The organism is Sorangium sp. So ce834, assembly GCF_051521425.1.
Taxonomy (GTDB): Bacteria; Myxococcota_A; Polyangia; order Polyangiales; family Polyangiaceae; genus Sorangium; species Sorangium cellulosum_D.
The window spans coordinates 8,535,803-8,551,123 of the sequence record NZ_CP150351.1 but is presented as its reverse complement, the minus strand read 5'-3'; the positions used below and the strand labels follow the sequence as shown (position 1 = coordinate 8,551,123).

Sequence of the window (15,321 nt, the reverse complement as noted above, 5' to 3'; positions counted from 1 at the left end):
CGCTGGGCTGCCGCCGGCTCAGGGCTGCTGCCGGCTCAGGGCTGCTGCCGGCTCAGGGCTGCTGTCGGCTCAGGGCTGCTGTCGGCTCAGGGCTGCTGCCGGCTCACGGCTGCTTCTTCGGGCCCACGAGGCTGCGGAGGACGGCGCGGGCGACCTCGGCCCCCGTCGCGTCGAGCAGGCTCACGGGGATCTGGTACTCCCTGCGTTCGCTCGTGTCCGGGACAGGGCACTCGCAGACGGCGCGGATCGTGCCGCGGGCCTTCTTCAGGTACTCGATCGAGAGGCCCGCGACGATGAACCGGGCGTCGTCGGGCAGCGCGTAGGCCAGCGCCGTGTTCGCGGTGAGCTCGGCGAGGTTGACGAGCGCGACGGCGTGCACCGAGCGGAGGTGGTTGCGCAGCCCGGGCAGGTCGCGCATCCACACCTCGGCGCGGCCGCGCTCGAGGACCTCGACGTGGGCCCGGATCGTCCCCGTGTACGGCGCCATCGCGCCGATGAGCCGGCTGAACAGGCGCTTGCCCCCGGGCAGGAGGTGCAGCTTGTCCCAGAGGTCGCGGATGGTGTTGCGGCGCGAGATCGCCGTGATGGATGCGAGAGAGAAGTCGGAGAGGTTCATGCGCTGGACCCGCGTGGCAGCGGCAGAGTGCCTCAAGTCGCCCGCGCACGCACCCGGAATGTTGCTCCCCGGCGCTCCCGCCGCGGAGCTCGGCGACAACCCGTGCGACACGCCACGAACCGCGCAAAGGGGCCACGAGAGCGGCGCACTCGGCGCCACGAACAGCGCCGGCGCCCCGTAATCACGCCACGAGCAGCCCCGCGCCGCGGCGACGCCGCCGCGAGCGTGGTGGGCAGTGCCGCGCTCGAGCGAGCGACCGAGCGGCCGTGGCCGTCCGCCGCGCCCGCTCCGGACGGCGGCCACAAGGCGATCCGGCGGCGCTCGCGGGTCGACGCTCACGTCCCAAAGGCCCCCTTCGGACCGCTGAATCGGGCAGGAGAGAGCAATTCTCCGCGAGAATTGTACTACAAAAACTATTCAAAATTCGGATGGACCACGCGGCGCCTCGGCGCGCAGCCGGCGCGAGGATTCCGCGCGATCTTGAGCTTCCCAGGCGCCGGAGAGCGGCCGACAGGCCCGTGCGCCCGCCGCTCGCGGCCCGCGGCGGGCGGCAACGGCCCATCTGCGCCCGGAATTTTTCTTGTGTATGACGCGACCTCGCCGCCCGGGCCAAGGTGGTCCACCCGAGAAAGAGCGGGCCTTCGAGCTGCTCTTCCGCGAAAAGACATTCATGCTCATCTGGCGCTGGCTGACGCGCCTGGGCGTTCCTTTGCGCGACCGCGGAGACCTCGCGCAGGACGTCCTGCTCTCCGCGTACCTGAGCTTCGACAACTACAAGCCCGAGATCTCCCGGCCGGAGCGCTGGCTGAACCGGATCGCGGTGCACACCGCCGCGCACTACCGGGAGCGGGCCCAGCACCGCTACGAGGAGCTGGTGCCCGAGGAGGAGTTCCCGATCCTCGTCGACCAGTCCAAGACCCCGGACGAGCTGATGATCTCGGACCAGGAGCGCCTCATGGTGCTCGAGCTCCTGCATCACCTCGACGTGGACGCGCACTCGATCCTCGTAGCGCACGACCTCGACGGCATCCCGATGGCGGATCTCGCGCAGCAGCGCGGCATCCCGCTGTCCACGGCGTACAAGTGGCGCGCGCGCGCCCTGGCCATGTTCCACGATGTCGTCGCGAAGCGCCGGCGCGAGGAGCGGAAGAAAGAGGGCCCGCGCTTCGTGCTGCCCCTGGATCTGGCGGCGCTCTTCGCCACCGCCCGGCTCGCGCCGCGCGTGCCCGACGACGTGCGGCTGTCGATCCTCCGCGGCGTGCACGAGTCGGCGCGGGCGCTCAAGGAGGGCAACGTCGGGAAGGCCGCCGCCGGCGTCGGCAAGGCGCTGAACGACGCCGCGGCCTGGCTCAAGGGGGGCGTGAGCCTCGTCCAGCAGCTGCTGCCGACCGTGAACGCGGGCACCGTGGTCGCCGCGCCCGTCGCGGCCATGGCGGCCGCGGGGGCGCTCTGGCTGGCGCTCCAGGCCTCGGACCCGCCGCCGCCGCCGCCGCCGCCGACGACGACGACGGCGAGGCACCTCGCGCCGGCGATCATCAACGCGGTGCCCCCGCCGCCGGCCGCGGAGCCGGCGCCGCCGGCCGCGGAGCCGGCGCCGCCCGCGGCGGTTTCGCCGCCGGACCCGGAGCCCGTGGCGCCGCCGTCGAGGCGCGCCCCGGTCGAGCGGCGAGCGCCCGGCCGGGAGGAGCGCGCGCCGGCGCCGGTCGCGCCCGAAGCGCCCGCGCTCGAGATCGGGGTGCCCGGCGGCAGCCGGGACATCGACCTGTTCGAGGCGTGCAGCGCGGCGCTGCAGCGGCGCGAGCCCGACCGGGCGCTCGCGGCGCTCGAGCGCTACGAGCGCGAGGTGCCGCAGAGCGCCTTCGGGGTGGAGCGGAAGGTGCTCTGGATCCGGGCGCTCGTGCTCGCGAGGCGCTTCCCGGAGGCGCGCGCCCTGCTCGACGAGGCCCGGCTCGAGCCCGCGATGGACCGGCGCCTGCTCGACGAGCTGGACGACTCCATGCCCGATCCGTGAGGGCGCGGCCGGGGCCCGCGGCCGCCGGGGCGCGCGGCCGCCGGGGGTGCGCCGGAGCGGCGCCGCGGCGGCTCAGTCGCCCGCATACGTGCCGAAGCTCGCGCGGCCGCTCGTGGAGACCTGCGGGGCGGCCTGGCCCACCTGCACGACGGCGGAGACGAACGCGGCCGGCTTGAGCCCTTCGTCGGGCCCGGCCTCGTTCGTGATGTACTCCAGCCCGATCCCCGCCAGGAAGCCGAACGACGTGGTGTTGCCGCCCGAGCCGAGGATCGGGACCGTCGGCGCGACGCCCACGTAGCCGAGCAACCCGACCCGCCCCTCGCCGAGCGTCTGCACGAAGCCGCCGAGCTGCGCCGCGACCGGGAAGGCCCGGCGCTCCACCGGATCGTAGCGGTCGATCGCGAGCGCCACGCCGACCGCGCTGAGCACGCTCCGCGTGACGAGGGGCTTCTCGACCCACGGCGCGCGGGTGATCTGGAGGGTCGCGAGCATCGCCGGGACGGTCAGGTAGGCGCGGAAGCAGCTCCCCGCCGCCTCGAGCGTCTCGAAGTTGTCCTCGCCGCACAGCGGGACCGAGTGGATCGCCACCGAGCCCACGAGCCGCCGGGCGCGCTCCGGATCGCCGGGCTCGTTCGAGCGGAGCGAGCTCGCGACGCGGCCGGCGTCGGAGAGGAGCACCACCTTGCCCTGCGGGCTCAGCGGATCGCTGTAGACGGCCAGCCGGAGCCGCGCGTCCCCGTCGAAATCGTCGGCGAGCGGCGGGAGCGGGAACTCCGCGCTGCTCGGCGTAACGATCCACGTGCCGTCCTGGAGGAGCTCGATCGGCGCGCCGCCCCGCATCTGGTCGGTGCGCGTCAGCGAGACGTGCAGCGCGAGCGGCGCCACGAGCCGGTGCTTGGTCTGGCCCGTCAGCCGGATCCGGCAGTTGCCCAGCCGGAGCGGCGACGGCGAGATGACGACCGCGCCGTGCGCGAGCGGCTGCGGTCCGGGGCGCGACGGATCCACGGCGGGCGCCCGCCGCGGCAGGGCGGCGCGCGGCGGCGCCGGGGAGGGGGCCTGCGCCGCGGTTTGCGGCGCCGCCGGGCCCGCGGGCGGGGCGGCGGCGGGCGGGCGAGGCCCGGGCGGGCGGGGGCTCCCCGGCGACGGGGCGCCCCCGGGTTCGGCGCGGGGGGGCGCGATCGGCGTGGGGCCGCAGTCGACCTTCAGGTCGTCGGCGAGCGGATCGGGGAAGAGCAGCCGCGCGGGGTTCGACTCGACAAGGTTCTCGAGCGGCGGGATCGTGACCCGGTACGTCGCGTTGACCACGTTGCCCGCCGCGGGCGCGTGCAGGTTGAAGGCGGTGACGCGGAGCCAGCCGCCGCCCGGGAACACGCGGAGCACCTTGCCGTCGGGGCGCCCGCAGGCGCCGGAGGCGACCTCGAGGACCGGCACCGTGAACGTGCGCTGGAACGGCTGCACCCGGGCGTTGCCGCAGCTGTCGACGATGGCGAGGTAGTGGAAGTCGGCCATCTCCGACTGCTTCGGCCACTGCATGCCCAGCGTGAGCTCGCCCGCGTCGGCCGGCGGCGGCTCGGGCCGGCCGTCGCGGCACGCGTCGACGCGCTCGGGCGGCGGCGCGGCCGGCGCGCCCGAGGGCGACCTCGCGGGATCGACGACCGGCCGGTAGGCGCACACGTGCCGGTACGAGCGGCGGCCGAGGAGCACCGGATCGAAGTCGAGCAGGCGCTGGCCGTCCTCGCTGAGCCGCCCCCAGACCGTGAGTGGGAGGGGCAGCGTCGGGGTCTGGAGCTTGATCGAGCGCAGGATCTGGTCGCCGACGGGGCTCTGCCCGGGGTCGCCGGTCTGCGCCGCGCAGCCGCCGCCGCTGCACAGCCAGCGACCGCCGCGGCGCGCGGCCTCGATCGGGACCGGATCTGTGTCGCGGACGGTCATCCAGACGCGGCGCGCGTCCGGGAAGATCTCCGGCCCGCCCGCCGACGCGGTCGCGGCGCCGACCGCGCCCGCCGGGGCGCGGACGACCTGGAGGCTGCCGCCGAAGTCGGCGGGGACGGCCATGGGCGGCGCGGAGGGAGCGCTCCGCGCCGAGGCCGGCCCCGCCGCGGGCGCGCCGTCCTCGGCCTCGCCGGCGTCCGCCTCGGGCTCGTCCTGCGCCGGCGCGGCGGCGGGCGCCGCCAGCGCGAGCGCGAGCGCGGCGGCCGACAGGAGCATCGCGGGCCTGCGCGCGCTCACGGCGAGCCCTCCTCGTCTCCCGGCTCGGGCTCGGGCTCCGGCGCGACCACGGCGGGCTCCGGCGCGACCACGGTGATGGGCTCGGAGGAGCACTCCGGGCTCGCGAGCAGGCGGGGCGTGACCCGGAGCGCCGTCGTCCCCGGCGCCACGGCGACGCCCTGGATGATCGTCGCCTCGCTGTCCTCGCCGCGCAGGGTCACGGACGCCTCGCCGAGCGCGATCACCCGGTCGTCGCCCACGTCGAGGTCGACGGGGACGGCGATGCGCACGCGCTCGGCGTTGTAGGCGCTCACCTCGAAGAGATCGCCCGGGGTCCCCGCGGTCACGACGCTCCGGAGGGCGCGCACGCGGAGCAGGCGCGGCTCGGGATCGACGGTGAGGGAGGGGTTCGGCTCGAGCGCCTTCTGCCCCGAGCTCACGGCGAGCCTCACCTCCCCGCCGAGGTCGCTGAAGCACAGGGTGAACGGCGGGCTCTCCCCGGTCGCGCCCAGCAGCACGCGCAGGCGCGTGGTCCGCTCGCGGCAATCGGGGGCGAGCGAGAGGGCGGCCTCGCTGTGCAGCGACTCGATGATCACCGGGGCGTGCTCCACCACGCCCGGCGCGTTCTGGGGGGGCGACGCGCGGACGCGCGCCTCGCGCGACCGGATCGCGCCCGGCCGCCAGGTGGCGCCGAGGTCGTCCGGCAGGGGCCCGATCGTGCACGTGAGGGGCACGTACGTCGCGAGCACCCGGTCGCTCTCCCCGAGGCCCCCGGCGATGAGCGCGAAGTTGGTGGCGTCCCCCGGCAAGCCCGCGGGGAGCACCGTGATCGGGAGCTCCTCGGTGCGGTCGGCCCAGGCGACGACGAGGCGCGCCTCGCCGGACCAGTCGCCCTCGGAAGCGGCGGTGAAGCGGGCGTAGCCCTGGGTGCCGGCGGTGCAGCGGAACGCGCCGTCCTTCACGCCGCACGAGGCCCCGTCGCCCTCGGCGCTCTCCGCCGGGCGCAGCGCGAGCGCCTCGCTCGGGGTCACGCGGACCTCGACGTAGGCGCCGTACGCCGGCTCGTTCGCCTCGGTGAGCTTGAGCGAGACCTCGGTGCGCCACGGGCTCTGGCGGGGCAGCACCGGCCGGCCCGCCGCGTCGAGCGTGTCGGCCGCGAACAGCGGCCCGGCGACGTCGGCGCGGAGCTCGACCCGCCCGCTCCCGGCGAGCGGGTAGCCGCGCTCGATGCAGGCGGCGGAGAGGGCGAGCGCGAAGGCGCCGGCCGCGAGGAGCGGCGCTCCCGGTCGGCGACCGCGGCGCGCGCGGCGCGGGGAGGAGCGGGGCGCGCGCGGGGAGGAGCGGGGCGCGGCCGGTCGGGGGGCGCTCACTTCTGGTAGATCTCGGTGTACTCGGTCCCGAGCGGGTGGCGGTGCCAGGCGTAGGCGCTTTGCGGGAATCCGCTCTCGTCCGTGTAGTCGCAGGGGCCGAGCTCCCATTCGGTGTGCCAGACGCTCGCGCCCGTCGCGGGATCGACGGACATCCCGTGGGCGGTCACGTCGTCCTCCGGCTCGCCGGGGTCGTGCACGACGCGCGTACCGCCGTCGACGTAGCGCTCCAGGACCGCGACGGGGACGCGCGCCACGCGCTTGCCGGGCATCGGGATGAGGAACACGTCGCTCTTGTCAACGGTGCTGGTCATGGCGCTCTCTCCTGCGAGCGGCGGGGGCGGCGCTCCGGGGCGCGGGGCGCCGGCTCCCGGCATGCGCGCCGCGCCGGATGGAGCGCGGGCGCTTCCGGGGGCTCGGCGCCGTCCCCTCGCGCTGTCTCGAGCATACCCGCTTCGCGCGGCGCGCGGGAACCTTCCGCAGCGTGGGCGCGCGCGAGCGCCCGCGCTGCCCGCCGCGATCGTGGGCGCGCCCGCGTTCACGCAGAGGCCTGCTTCGCGCAGCGGAGGGCGACCGAGCTCGAGATCCCTCGACCGCTCGACGTCGCGCTCATGATGCGCTCATGATCGCCGCGCCCGCCGACACCTCACGCCTCACCGTCGAGCGGCGGCGGCGGCCGAGGGCGGGGCGCGGGCGCCGTATGGTAAAGTGCCGGCGCCGCGGCCCTCGCGAGATCGTCCCCACCGCGGCCGCCCCATGCGCTCCCCCGATCGCCCGACCGTCCTCGGTGGCCGCTACCGTCTCCTGAGCGAGATCGGCCGGGGCGGCGCGGGCGCGGTCTACATGGCCGATGACCTCGACGGAGGCGGCCGGGTCGCGGTGAAGGTCCTGCTCCGGACGCCGTCGGCCGGCGAGGCGGCGGCCTCCCGCTTCCAGCGCGAGATCCGGGCGATGCGGCTCCTCGACGCGCCCGGGTTCGTGCGCATCCTCGACGCCGGCGTCGCCCCGGAGCTCGACGGCGCGCCCTTCCTGGTGATGGAGCTGCTCCGGGGCCACGACCTCGAGCACCTCGTCGCCACCCACGGCAGGCGCTCGCCCGCCGAGGTGCAGCGCTGGCTCGGCGAGGTCGCCGACGCCCTCGAGGTCGCTCACGCGCAGGGCCTCTTCCACCGCGACCTCAAGCCCGCGAACCTCTTCCTCGCGATCGGCGACGACGGGCGGGAGCGCGTGAAGATCCTCGACCTCGGGCTGGTCAAGGAGCTCGAGCCCGGCGCGCTCGGCGCGTCGGGCGGCCTCACGGCGACGGGCACGGCCATCGGCACGCCCATCTACATGGCGCCCGAGCAGGCGCGCGGGCGCTCGGACCAGCTCGGCCCCGCGGCCGACGTGTGGGCGATCGGGCTCATCGCCGTGCGCCTCCTGACCGGCGACATCTACTGGACCGCGAACAGCATGGCCGAGCTGATGGTGGCGCTGCTCGTCATGCGGCTCTACCCGCCGTCGTCGCGCTGGCGGTGGCTCCCGCCCGCGTTCGACGCGTGGTTCCTGCGGTCGTGCGACCGCGACCCGGCCGCGCGCTTCCCTTCGGTCCGCGAGCAGAGCCTCGCCCTGCGCACCGCGCTCGCGTCGGCCGGCGCGCCCGCCGAGCCGCCCGGCGCGGGGGAGCCGTGGTCGCCGGGAGGCCCCGCGGCCACCGACATGCTCAGCACCACCACGATGGAGCTCGCGGGGACGGTCGAGGCGCCGTCGGAGCCGCTCGCCGGCGGCACGCTCCGCGAGGCCGCCAGCAGCCCCCGGGATCCCGGCCCGCCCTCGCCGGCGCTGGGCGCCTCGCCGCCGCTGGGCGGCTCGCCGGGGACCGAGCGGCCGCGCCACAACCTGCCGGTCCAGCGCACGCCGTTCGTGGGGCGCGCCCGCGAGCGCGCCGAGATCGCCGCGCTCCTGCTCGAGCCGAACGCCGGCCTGCTCACCCTCACCGGCGTCGGCGGCACCGGCAAGACCCGGCTCGCGCTCCAGGTCGCCGAGGACCTCGTCCCCGCGTTCTCCGGCGGCGTGTGCTTCGTCCCCCTCGCGTCGCTGCGCGAGCCGGCGCTCGTCCCCTCGGCCATCGCGCAGGCGCTCAGCCTCGGCGAGGGCGGCGCGCGGCCGGATCTGGAGCGCGTGGCGCACTTCCTCCGCGACCGGCGGCACCTGCTCGTGCTCGACAACCTCGAGCACCTGACCGCCGCGGCGCCGGTGGTCGCGCACCTCGCCGCGAGCTGCCCGCGCCTGTCGCTCCTCGTGACGAGCCGCGCCGCGCTGAACCTCTCGGGCGAGCGGCGCTACGTCGTGCCGCCGCTGGAGGTGCCGGAGCCGCGCGAGATCACCGCCTCTGCGGCGCTGGCCAGCTCCGCGGTGAGCCTGTTCTGCCGCCGGGCCGCGGCGATCAAGCCCGGCTTCCAGCTCGGCCCCGACAACGTCGCCGACGTCGTGGAGATCTGCGCGCGCCTCGACGGCCTGCCGCTCGCGATCGAGCTCGCCGCGTCGCGCCTCAAGGTCCTCACCCCCGCGGCGCTGCTCGCGCGCCTCCGCGACCGCGGCGCGGCCGGCCGCGCCTCGCCCGCCGCGGGCTCGTTCCGCCTGCTCACGGGCGGCGCGCGCGACCTGCCCGAGCGCCAGCAGACCATGCGCGCCGCCATCGACTGGAGCTACGGCCTCCTCTTGCCGGAGGAGCAGCTCGCCTTCCGCACGCTCGCCGTGTTCGCGGGCGGCTTCTCGCTGGCCATGGCGGACCAGATGTGCGCCTTCCGCGACCCGGCGCTCGACACGCTCGCGATCCTCGAGTCGCTGGTCGACAAGAGCCTCCTGCTCCCGGTCGCGGGCGAGGAGCCCCGGTTCCAGATGCTCGCGATCCTCCGCGAGTACGGCCTCGATCGGCTCGCGGAGGAGGGCGCCGCCGCGGCGTGCAACCGGCGCTTCGTGGAGCTCTCGCTCGAGCTCGCCGAGCGCGCGGCCGAGGCGCTCCGCGGGCCCGAGCAGGCCGCGTGGCTCGCGGCCTTCGAGCTCGAGCACGACAACCTCCGCCTCGCCCTGGAGCTCGCGCTCCAGCCGGGCGACGCGGGCGACGCGGGCGCCCCGGTCCGCCTCGCGGCCGCGCTCTCGCGGTTCTGGTACATCCACGGGCACTACCAGGAGGGCCGCGCGTGGCTCGCCCGGGCGCTCGAGGGCGCGGCGGGCGTCGCGCCCGAGCACGTCGCCCCGGCGCTCCGGGGCGCGGGGACGCTCGCGCTCCTCCAGTGCGACTACCGCGAGGCGCGCGCGCTGCTCGAGCGGGGCGCGGCGCTCTACCGCGAGCTCGGGGACGAGCGCGGGCTCGCCTCGGTGGTCCAGATCCTCGGGAGCGTCGCCCGCGAGCAGGGCGACTACGAGCGCGCGCTCGCGCTGCACGGCGAGAGCCTCGCGCTGGCCACGCGCCGCGGCGACACGCTCGAGGCGGCGCGCGCGCTCGGCTACTCGGGGTTCGCGGCGTGGCTCTCGGGCGACACCGCGCGCGCGGAGGGCGCGTGCCGCCTGGCGCTGCCCGAGCTCCGCCGCGCGGGCGATCGCGAGGGGACCGCGACGGCGCTGCTCTACCTCGGCTGCGCGGCGTTCTACCGCGGGGATCTCGACGAGGCGTCCCGCCTCTGCGACGAGAGCGAGGGCCTGTCGCGGGCGGTGAAGTTCAAGGAGGGGATCGCCTGGACGAGCAACATCCTGGGCCTCGTCGCGATCGAGCGCGGCGATCTCGCCCTCGCGGGGCGGCGGCTGCGGGCGAGCCTCAGGCTGCACCGGGAGCTCGGCGATCTCTGGCGATCGGCGAGCGTCCTGGAGGCGCTCGCGCGCGCGGCGGTGCGGGCGGGCAAGCCGGATCGCGGCGCCCGCCTGCTCGGCGGCGCGGCGGCGCTCCGCGAGGCCATCGGCACGCCGGTGCCGCCCATCGAGCGGCCGGCGCTCGCCGCGTGCGCCGAGGCGGCGCGGGCGGCGCTCGGGGCCGCCGTCCACGACGCGCGCTTCGCCGAGGGCCGGGAGGCCGGGCTCGACGCGACGGTGGCGGCGGCGCTCTCGGACTGAGCGGGATCGCGCCGCGCGGGCGAAGAGCGCTTCGCTCCCTCAGCGCGCGCCGGGGTCGTGCGCCTCCGCGCCCGGGTCGTGCGCCGCCGCGCCCGGGTCGTGCGCCGCCGCGGCCCGCCCCGCGGCCCGGCCGAGGCGCTCGGACAGGCGGCGGAGGAGGTCGACGAGCTCCTCCGGCTCGTGCACCTCGAACTCGAACCCCAGGAACCCGAGGTGGAACGCGAGCGCGTCGAGGCTCGCGCCGCCGGTGTGGACCACGCAGCGGTCCGGCCCGAGCGGCTCGACGCGCCACGCCACGCCGGAGAGCTGCGCCGAGGCCACGTCCGCGGCGGCGTGCACCGTCACGCGCGCGCGGAAGCGGTACGCGTCGGTCGAGACCGACTGCGACACGTAGGCGGCCACGTCCTCGGCGGGCAGCGGGCGCGGCTTGAACCGCCCCCCGGCCCTCGGCCTGCCCTGGATGCGATCGACGCGGAACGTCCGCCACTCCGCGCGATCGAGGTCGTACGCGAGGAGGTACCAGCGGTGGCTCGTGTGCACGAGCCGGTAGGGCTCGACGGCGCGCGCGCTCGCCGCGCCGCTGTAGCTCGTGTAGTCGAAGCGCAGGACCTCGGCGTCGCGGCACGCGTTCGCCAGCGCGGCGAGCGCGTCCGCGTCGAACGTGGGCCCGCCGTCGCCGAGCCGCACGCTCACGGCCGAGAGCGCGCTCACCTTGCGCCGGAGCCGCTTCGGGAGCACCTGCTCGAGCTTCGCGAGCGCGCGGACCGCCGCCTCCTCCAGCCCCCGCGCGGGGCCGGTCGCCGCCGCGCGCAGCCCCACGGCCACGGCGACGGCCTCGTCGTCCTCGAGCGGCAGCGGCGGCAGCTCCTTGCCGGCGCCGAGCTGGTAGCCGCCGCCGATCCCCGGGGCCGCGTGCACCGGGTACCCGAGGCTCCGGAGCCGGTCCACGTCGCGCCGGAGGCTGCGCTCGGTGATCTCGAGCGCGCCGGCGAGCTCCCCGCCCGTCCAGAAGCGCCGGGACTGCAGGAGCGACAGCAGCTTCAGCAACCGCGCGGAGGTCTGGATCACGTGCCGCTCCTCATCGTTCGACGTCGCGCAACGTCGCGCAACGTCGCGCAACGTCGCGCGACATTGCGGACCGAATCTGTCCGCAATGGAGTGTAGCTTCCTCTCATCCCGCGGGCGAGGCGCTCGGAGGCGTCCCGCCCCCCAAACCCCCTGGAGCCATCGCCATGAGCAACGCCGCTTCCGCGCACAGCACGACGACCCCCCGCATGGGCACCTACCGGGGGAGCTGCGCCTGCCGTGCGGTTCGCTTCGAGGCCGACTTCGACCCGAGCGCCGGGACGACGCAGTGCAATTGCACCATCTGCGCGAAGACGCGGTGGTGGGGCGTCATCGTGAAGCCGAGCGCCTTCCGCCTCGTCGCCGGCGAGGAGGTCCTCGGCGACTACTCGCGGTCCGAGGCCGGTCACTCCCGGTTCTGCAAGACCTGCGGCATCCGCGTCTTCGGGCACGGAAACCTGCCGGAGCTCGGCGGAGAGTACTGCTCGGTCAACCTGAACTGCCTCGACGGCGTGGACCTCACCGGGGTGCCGGTGATGTATCTCGACGGGCTGCACGACACCTGGGAGCAGCTCGCCATCGCGCCGTACGTGGATCCGGTCACGGCCGCGAAGAGGGCCTGAGTCGGGGGCCGGCGAGCCCCATCCCGCAGATGAGGCGGCTCGCCGGCCTTCGGAGCTGCGGCGCCCGGAAGGGTGACGTTACGGCGAGGTCCCCTTGAGGACGTCGCCGATGATCGCGTCGAGGTTCACCGCGTTCGCCATCGCCTGATACCCGGCGTCGTTCGGATGCAGCTTGTCGGCGTCGTAGGCCGGGAGCAGCCGGCTCGGGTCGGCCGGGTCGCGCACCGCCTTGTCGAAGTCGATCACCCCGTCGAAGGCGCCGCTCGTGCGGATCCAGGTGTTCAGCTTCTGCCGCTCCTGCTCGCCCTTGGCGGTTCCATAATCGCCCTTGTAGGTCCCGGTCGAGCCGGCGAACGGCACCAGGGTGCCGCCGTAGATCTTCAGCCCGGCGGCGCGGGCCGCCTGGATGATCTGCTGGTAGACCGGGATCAGATCCGCGGCCTTGGCGGAGCGATCGCCGATGTCGTTGATGCCGGCGAGCAGGATGACGGCGCGCGCGCCCGGCTGGGTCAGCACGTCGCGCGCGAGGCGGGCCGGGACCGGGTAGCCGAACTGGAGCTGGGGGCGGACGGTGAGCAGCTCGTTGCCGATGATGCCGGCGTTGACCACCGAGAGGGTCTGACCCTTCCGGCTGGCCAGGCGCTGCGCCAGGAAATCGGGGTAGCGCTGGTTTGTGTTCTTGGTCGAGAGGTATCCGTCGGTGATCGAGTCGCCGAGCGCGATCAGGGTGCCGACGACGTTCGGCGGGGCCTTCACGTCGACGCCCGACAGGAACATCCAGCACGAGATCGTCCGCGTGAACTGCTTGTCGGCGCCGGCGCCCGTCTGGTTGCCGGCGGCGAGGAAGCTGTCCTGCGCTGCGAAGTAGTGCTGCGTGGCCGGCCCGGTGTTGGCCGGCAGGTGGATGTTCACCGCCAGCGTCTGGAGGGCCTGCACGTTCATGGCCACGGGGTCGCTCACCGCCTCGCCGCCGGCGGCGATGACGATCGAGGCTTGGCCCGCGAAGCGCAGCGGCTTCGACGACCCGGCGACCGTGGCTGCGCCGCCCGCGGAGGCGGCGATTGACGCCGCGCCCACCCTGAGCGGCTCGCTGCCGCCGGCGTTGGAGATGCGCACGCGCACCGAGCTCCCGCCGGTGCTCAGGCGGACGATGTTCCGGACCGTCTGGCCGGAGAGGCCGACGTCCGAGGGGCAATCCTGCGAGTTGAAGGTGCCGCCCGGCGTCGCGCTGGCGTGCCATGCGGAGACCCATCGCCCGTCGGCCGCCTGATCGGCGGCCAGGGCGGGGCGGCCCCATGCGCCCGTGATCAGGGCGATCACCGCGGCGAGGAAGGAAGCGCGCGGCGGGCGGCCGAGCTTCGGCCTCGGCAGCTTGAGCGAGGTGCGCGCGGTGTTGCGGCGCTCTGGGGTGACTCCGTGGGATGTCTGTCGATCTGCCATCGGTTCTCTCTCGGTGGTTCGCGTGGAACGCGGGAAGCTCTCCCTGGTTCGGGGGGATGCAGGTTCATTCGCCCGGATCTGCACGAGCTGGGTCGGAGGTGTCGCCATGGGCGCGCCCGGGGGGCAGGATGCCGGCGCGGGGAGCAGGAGAGGCACACGTCACGGGGGCGTCAAGCCCGAGCTGGGCGAGCTGCCCTGGGTTGAAAGCACACGCGGTCAGCGACTCGACCTCTCCCATCGGCCTGGAAAAATATCGCCGTATAGAAACTGACCTGCGTATCCAGGGCGCCGCCGTCCACCCGGAAGCTAGCGCCGTCGACGCCGCCGAACCTCGTGGGTAGGGTGAAATCCTACCTTTGTCCACGCTGCGTTCGCGAGTGCATTGCGGTTGGCCGATCGAATTATCACCTTCATGGCCAAAAAACTTCGCCATGCCGCATGGGCCTCGATCGTGACTTACGTCTGAATGCATTGTCTTGTGAGGCGCAGGGTTTCCTAAAAAAGCGCGCGGGGCGATAAAAACATCGCTGGAAAGGGAATGCGCGTGTCTTGTCGGGGCAAGCCCAGCATTTGCGGCTTGCGCTTACAATGGTTCGATGCCTAGATACGCTCACTCTCGGAAGTGAGCGATTCGCGTGAAACGCTACGAGACGGTCACCGGACGGCTGCTTGCCGGCGCGGCCCCGCCGGATCCGCGGTGGCCCAGCGAAGGTACGCTTCGCGCTCCTTTCCGCCCTGAAGAAGCAGCGAAGGAGTGGCTCGGGAAACAGGTCGGGCGTCCCTGGCCATCCGAGGCCGGCCTGGAGGGCCGACGATCGCCAGGGGGCATCGAGGTGGCTCTGCCGATGCCCGACACCGGGCAGAGCTTTCGTCGGGGCACCGTGTCCGGCCTCCGCGATCGCGGAGCCGTCGCGGGCGGCTCGACGGCCGGGTGGAGCCGTTACAACGGCTTTGTCGAAGAGTTCGACCGGCTCCTCGGTTGCAGGCTCGCGAACATCCGCGCCAAGGTAAAGAACAACTTCGAGCTGGGGGACGAGTTCGAGATCGCGCTCTGCCGCGTGCTCCGGGAGCTCTTCCCAGATCGCATCGGCATCTGTCGCGGATATATCGTGGACAGGAACGGCGACTCTGCGGGCGACGACATCATCGTGTTCGATGCAGCACGCTTCCGGACGCCCCTCGCGCCCGAGTCCAAGGAGGAGGTGCCAGCGGAGGTCGTGTTCGCCTACATCGAGGCCAAGTACACCCTCTATGCGCATGCGAAGGTCCGCGCCAGCAACCTGGGCCAGTCCCTGGCGACGGCATGTAGGCAGATCGCCAACGTCAAGCGTCTGGTGCGCGCCGAGGTGCCGCTCGACGCGGTCACGTCGCGGTTCGGCCAGCCAGGGGTGGCTGTCGAGCGGCAGCCAGGGTTCCCCGTGATTCGCAATCCATTCTACGGGGCCGTCTGGGCGTTGAATCTCCAGATGGGCAAACTCCAGAAGAGCGGACGGGCGCATGCCATGTCGCTCCGGCTTCAGGAGATCGAGGACGAGCTGGTGTGGTCGGGGCACCCGCGCGAGCTCCTCCCCGATGCCATCGCCGCGGGCGAGCTCCTGGTGGTGCAGGCGGTCGCCGCACCCGGCGGCGGGCGACAGGTGCGGCCGTTCATCGCGCCTGACACGGAGCGCGCGATCCTCTGCGGCGTGTCCCGGCTCGCCACCGCAGCCGTGCATCTCCGGTGGGCCATCGATCGCATCGTGCTCGGCGAGGAGCCGTGGATGGATGGGTTCGATGCGCAGCTTGCGGCAGCCGACTGACGTCCGACGATCACCTCACGATGAGCTCGGGCGGCGTTCTTGACGCTCACACAGGACCACCTTTTCGGAGGACGTGCCCCGCACTACCACCAAAGGCAGATCG

General features: G+C 74.5%; 10 protein-coding genes. 4 read left to right on the top strand and 6 right to left on the bottom strand.

Annotation, left to right across the window (positions count from 1 at the left end; genetic code table 11):
* Positions 1 to 103 precede the first annotated feature (103 nt).
* Positions 104 to 616: a hotdog fold domain-containing protein gene (locus WMF20_RS31085; protein ID WP_129577797.1), complete on the bottom strand. Its 513-nt coding sequence runs from the start codon at positions 614 to 616 to the stop codon at positions 104 to 106.
* A gap of 670 nt (positions 617 to 1,286) precedes the next feature.
* On the opposite strand from WMF20_RS31085, the gene WMF20_RS31080 reads away from it, so the two are divergent.
* The gene (locus WMF20_RS31080) at positions 1,287 to 2,627 is read left to right on the top strand and encodes a sigma-70 family RNA polymerase sigma factor (protein WP_437605498.1); all 1,341 of its coding nucleotides are present in this window, start codon (positions 1,287 to 1,289) and stop codon (positions 2,625 to 2,627) included.
* A gap of 72 nt (positions 2,628 to 2,699) precedes the next feature.
* On the opposite strand, the gene WMF20_RS31075 is transcribed toward WMF20_RS31080, so the two are convergent.
* Genes WMF20_RS31075 through WMF20_RS31065 form a run of 3 tightly spaced genes read right to left on the bottom strand, consistent with a single transcriptional unit; the run spans position 2,700 to position 6,516 of the window.
* Positions 2,700 to 4,856 (bottom strand): hypothetical protein, encoded by a 2,157-nt coding sequence (locus tag WMF20_RS31075; RefSeq protein ID WP_437605497.1) that lies wholly within the window; start codon positions 4,854 to 4,856, stop codon positions 2,700 to 2,702.
* Positions 4,853 to 6,205 carry a hypothetical protein gene (locus WMF20_RS31070; RefSeq protein WP_437605496.1) on the bottom strand — a complete coding sequence of 451 codons (1,353 nt, stop codon included), beginning with the start codon at positions 6,203 to 6,205 and terminating at the stop codon, positions 4,853 to 4,855. The genes WMF20_RS31075 and WMF20_RS31070 overlap by 4 nt, the downstream gene beginning before the upstream one ends.
* Positions 6,202 to 6,516 carry a hypothetical protein gene (locus tag WMF20_RS31065; RefSeq protein WP_437605495.1) on the bottom strand — a complete coding sequence of 105 codons (315 nt, stop codon included), beginning with the start codon at positions 6,514 to 6,516 and terminating at the stop codon, positions 6,202 to 6,204. The genes WMF20_RS31070 and WMF20_RS31065 overlap by 4 nt, the downstream gene beginning before the upstream one ends.
* A gap of 442 nt (positions 6,517 to 6,958) precedes the next feature.
* Here WMF20_RS31065 and WMF20_RS31060 point away from each other — a divergent pair, with 442 nt between their 5' ends.
* Entirely contained in the window at positions 6,959 to 10,291 is a 3,333-nt protein-coding gene (locus tag WMF20_RS31060; RefSeq protein WP_437605494.1) for a protein kinase domain-containing protein, read from the top strand.
* Between the two features lie 39 nt (positions 10,292 to 10,330).
* Here WMF20_RS31060 and WMF20_RS31055 read toward each other — a convergent pair whose 3' ends face one another.
* Positions 10,331 to 11,359 (bottom strand): helix-turn-helix transcriptional regulator, encoded by a 1,029-nt coding sequence (locus WMF20_RS31055; RefSeq protein ID WP_437605493.1) that lies wholly within the window; start codon positions 11,357 to 11,359, stop codon positions 10,331 to 10,333.
* A 164-nt stretch (positions 11,360 to 11,523) separates the two neighbouring features.
* Between WMF20_RS31055 and WMF20_RS31050 the strand changes: the two genes are divergently transcribed.
* Positions 11,524 to 11,979 carry a GFA family protein gene (locus WMF20_RS31050; RefSeq protein WP_129577790.1) on the top strand — a complete coding sequence of 152 codons (456 nt, stop codon included), beginning with the start codon at positions 11,524 to 11,526 and terminating at the stop codon, positions 11,977 to 11,979.
* A gap of 78 nt (positions 11,980 to 12,057) precedes the next feature.
* Here WMF20_RS31050 and WMF20_RS31045 read toward each other — a convergent pair whose 3' ends face one another.
* On the bottom strand, positions 12,058 to 13,419 hold the full coding sequence (locus WMF20_RS31045; RefSeq protein WP_437605492.1) for an SGNH/GDSL hydrolase family protein: 1,362 nt from the start codon (positions 13,417 to 13,419) through the stop codon (positions 12,058 to 12,060).
* Positions 13,420 to 14,054: 635 nt separating this feature from the next.
* Between WMF20_RS31045 and WMF20_RS31040 the strand changes: the two genes are divergently transcribed.
* On the top strand, positions 14,055 to 15,218 hold the full coding sequence (locus tag WMF20_RS31040) for a DUF6602 domain-containing protein (RefSeq protein ID WP_437605491.1): 1,164 nt from the start codon (positions 14,055 to 14,057) through the stop codon (positions 15,216 to 15,218).
* Positions 15,219 to 15,321 lie beyond the last annotated feature (103 nt).

Bases quoted from the DNA above. Each gene is read 5' to 3' on its own strand.
- WMF20_RS31085 (WP_129577797.1), bottom strand. From the start codon at position 616: ATGAACCTCTCCGACTTCTCTCTCGCATCCATCACGGCGATCTCGCGC.
- WMF20_RS31080 (WP_437605498.1), top strand. From the start codon at position 1,287: ATGCTCATCTGGCGCTGGCTGACGCGCCTGGGCGTTCCTTTGCGCGAC.
- WMF20_RS31065 (WP_437605495.1), bottom strand. From the start codon at position 6,516: ATGACCAGCACCGTTGACAAGAGCGACGTGTTCCTCATCCCGATGCCC.
- WMF20_RS31060 (WP_437605494.1), top strand. From the start codon at position 6,959: ATGCGCTCCCCCGATCGCCCGACCGTCCTCGGTGGCCGCTACCGTCTC.
- WMF20_RS31050 (WP_129577790.1), top strand. From the start codon at position 11,524: ATGAGCAACGCCGCTTCCGCGCACAGCACGACGACCCCCCGCATGGGC.
- WMF20_RS31045 (WP_437605492.1), bottom strand. From the start codon at position 13,419: ATGGCAGATCGACAGACATCCCACGGAGTCACCCCAGAGCGCCGCAAC.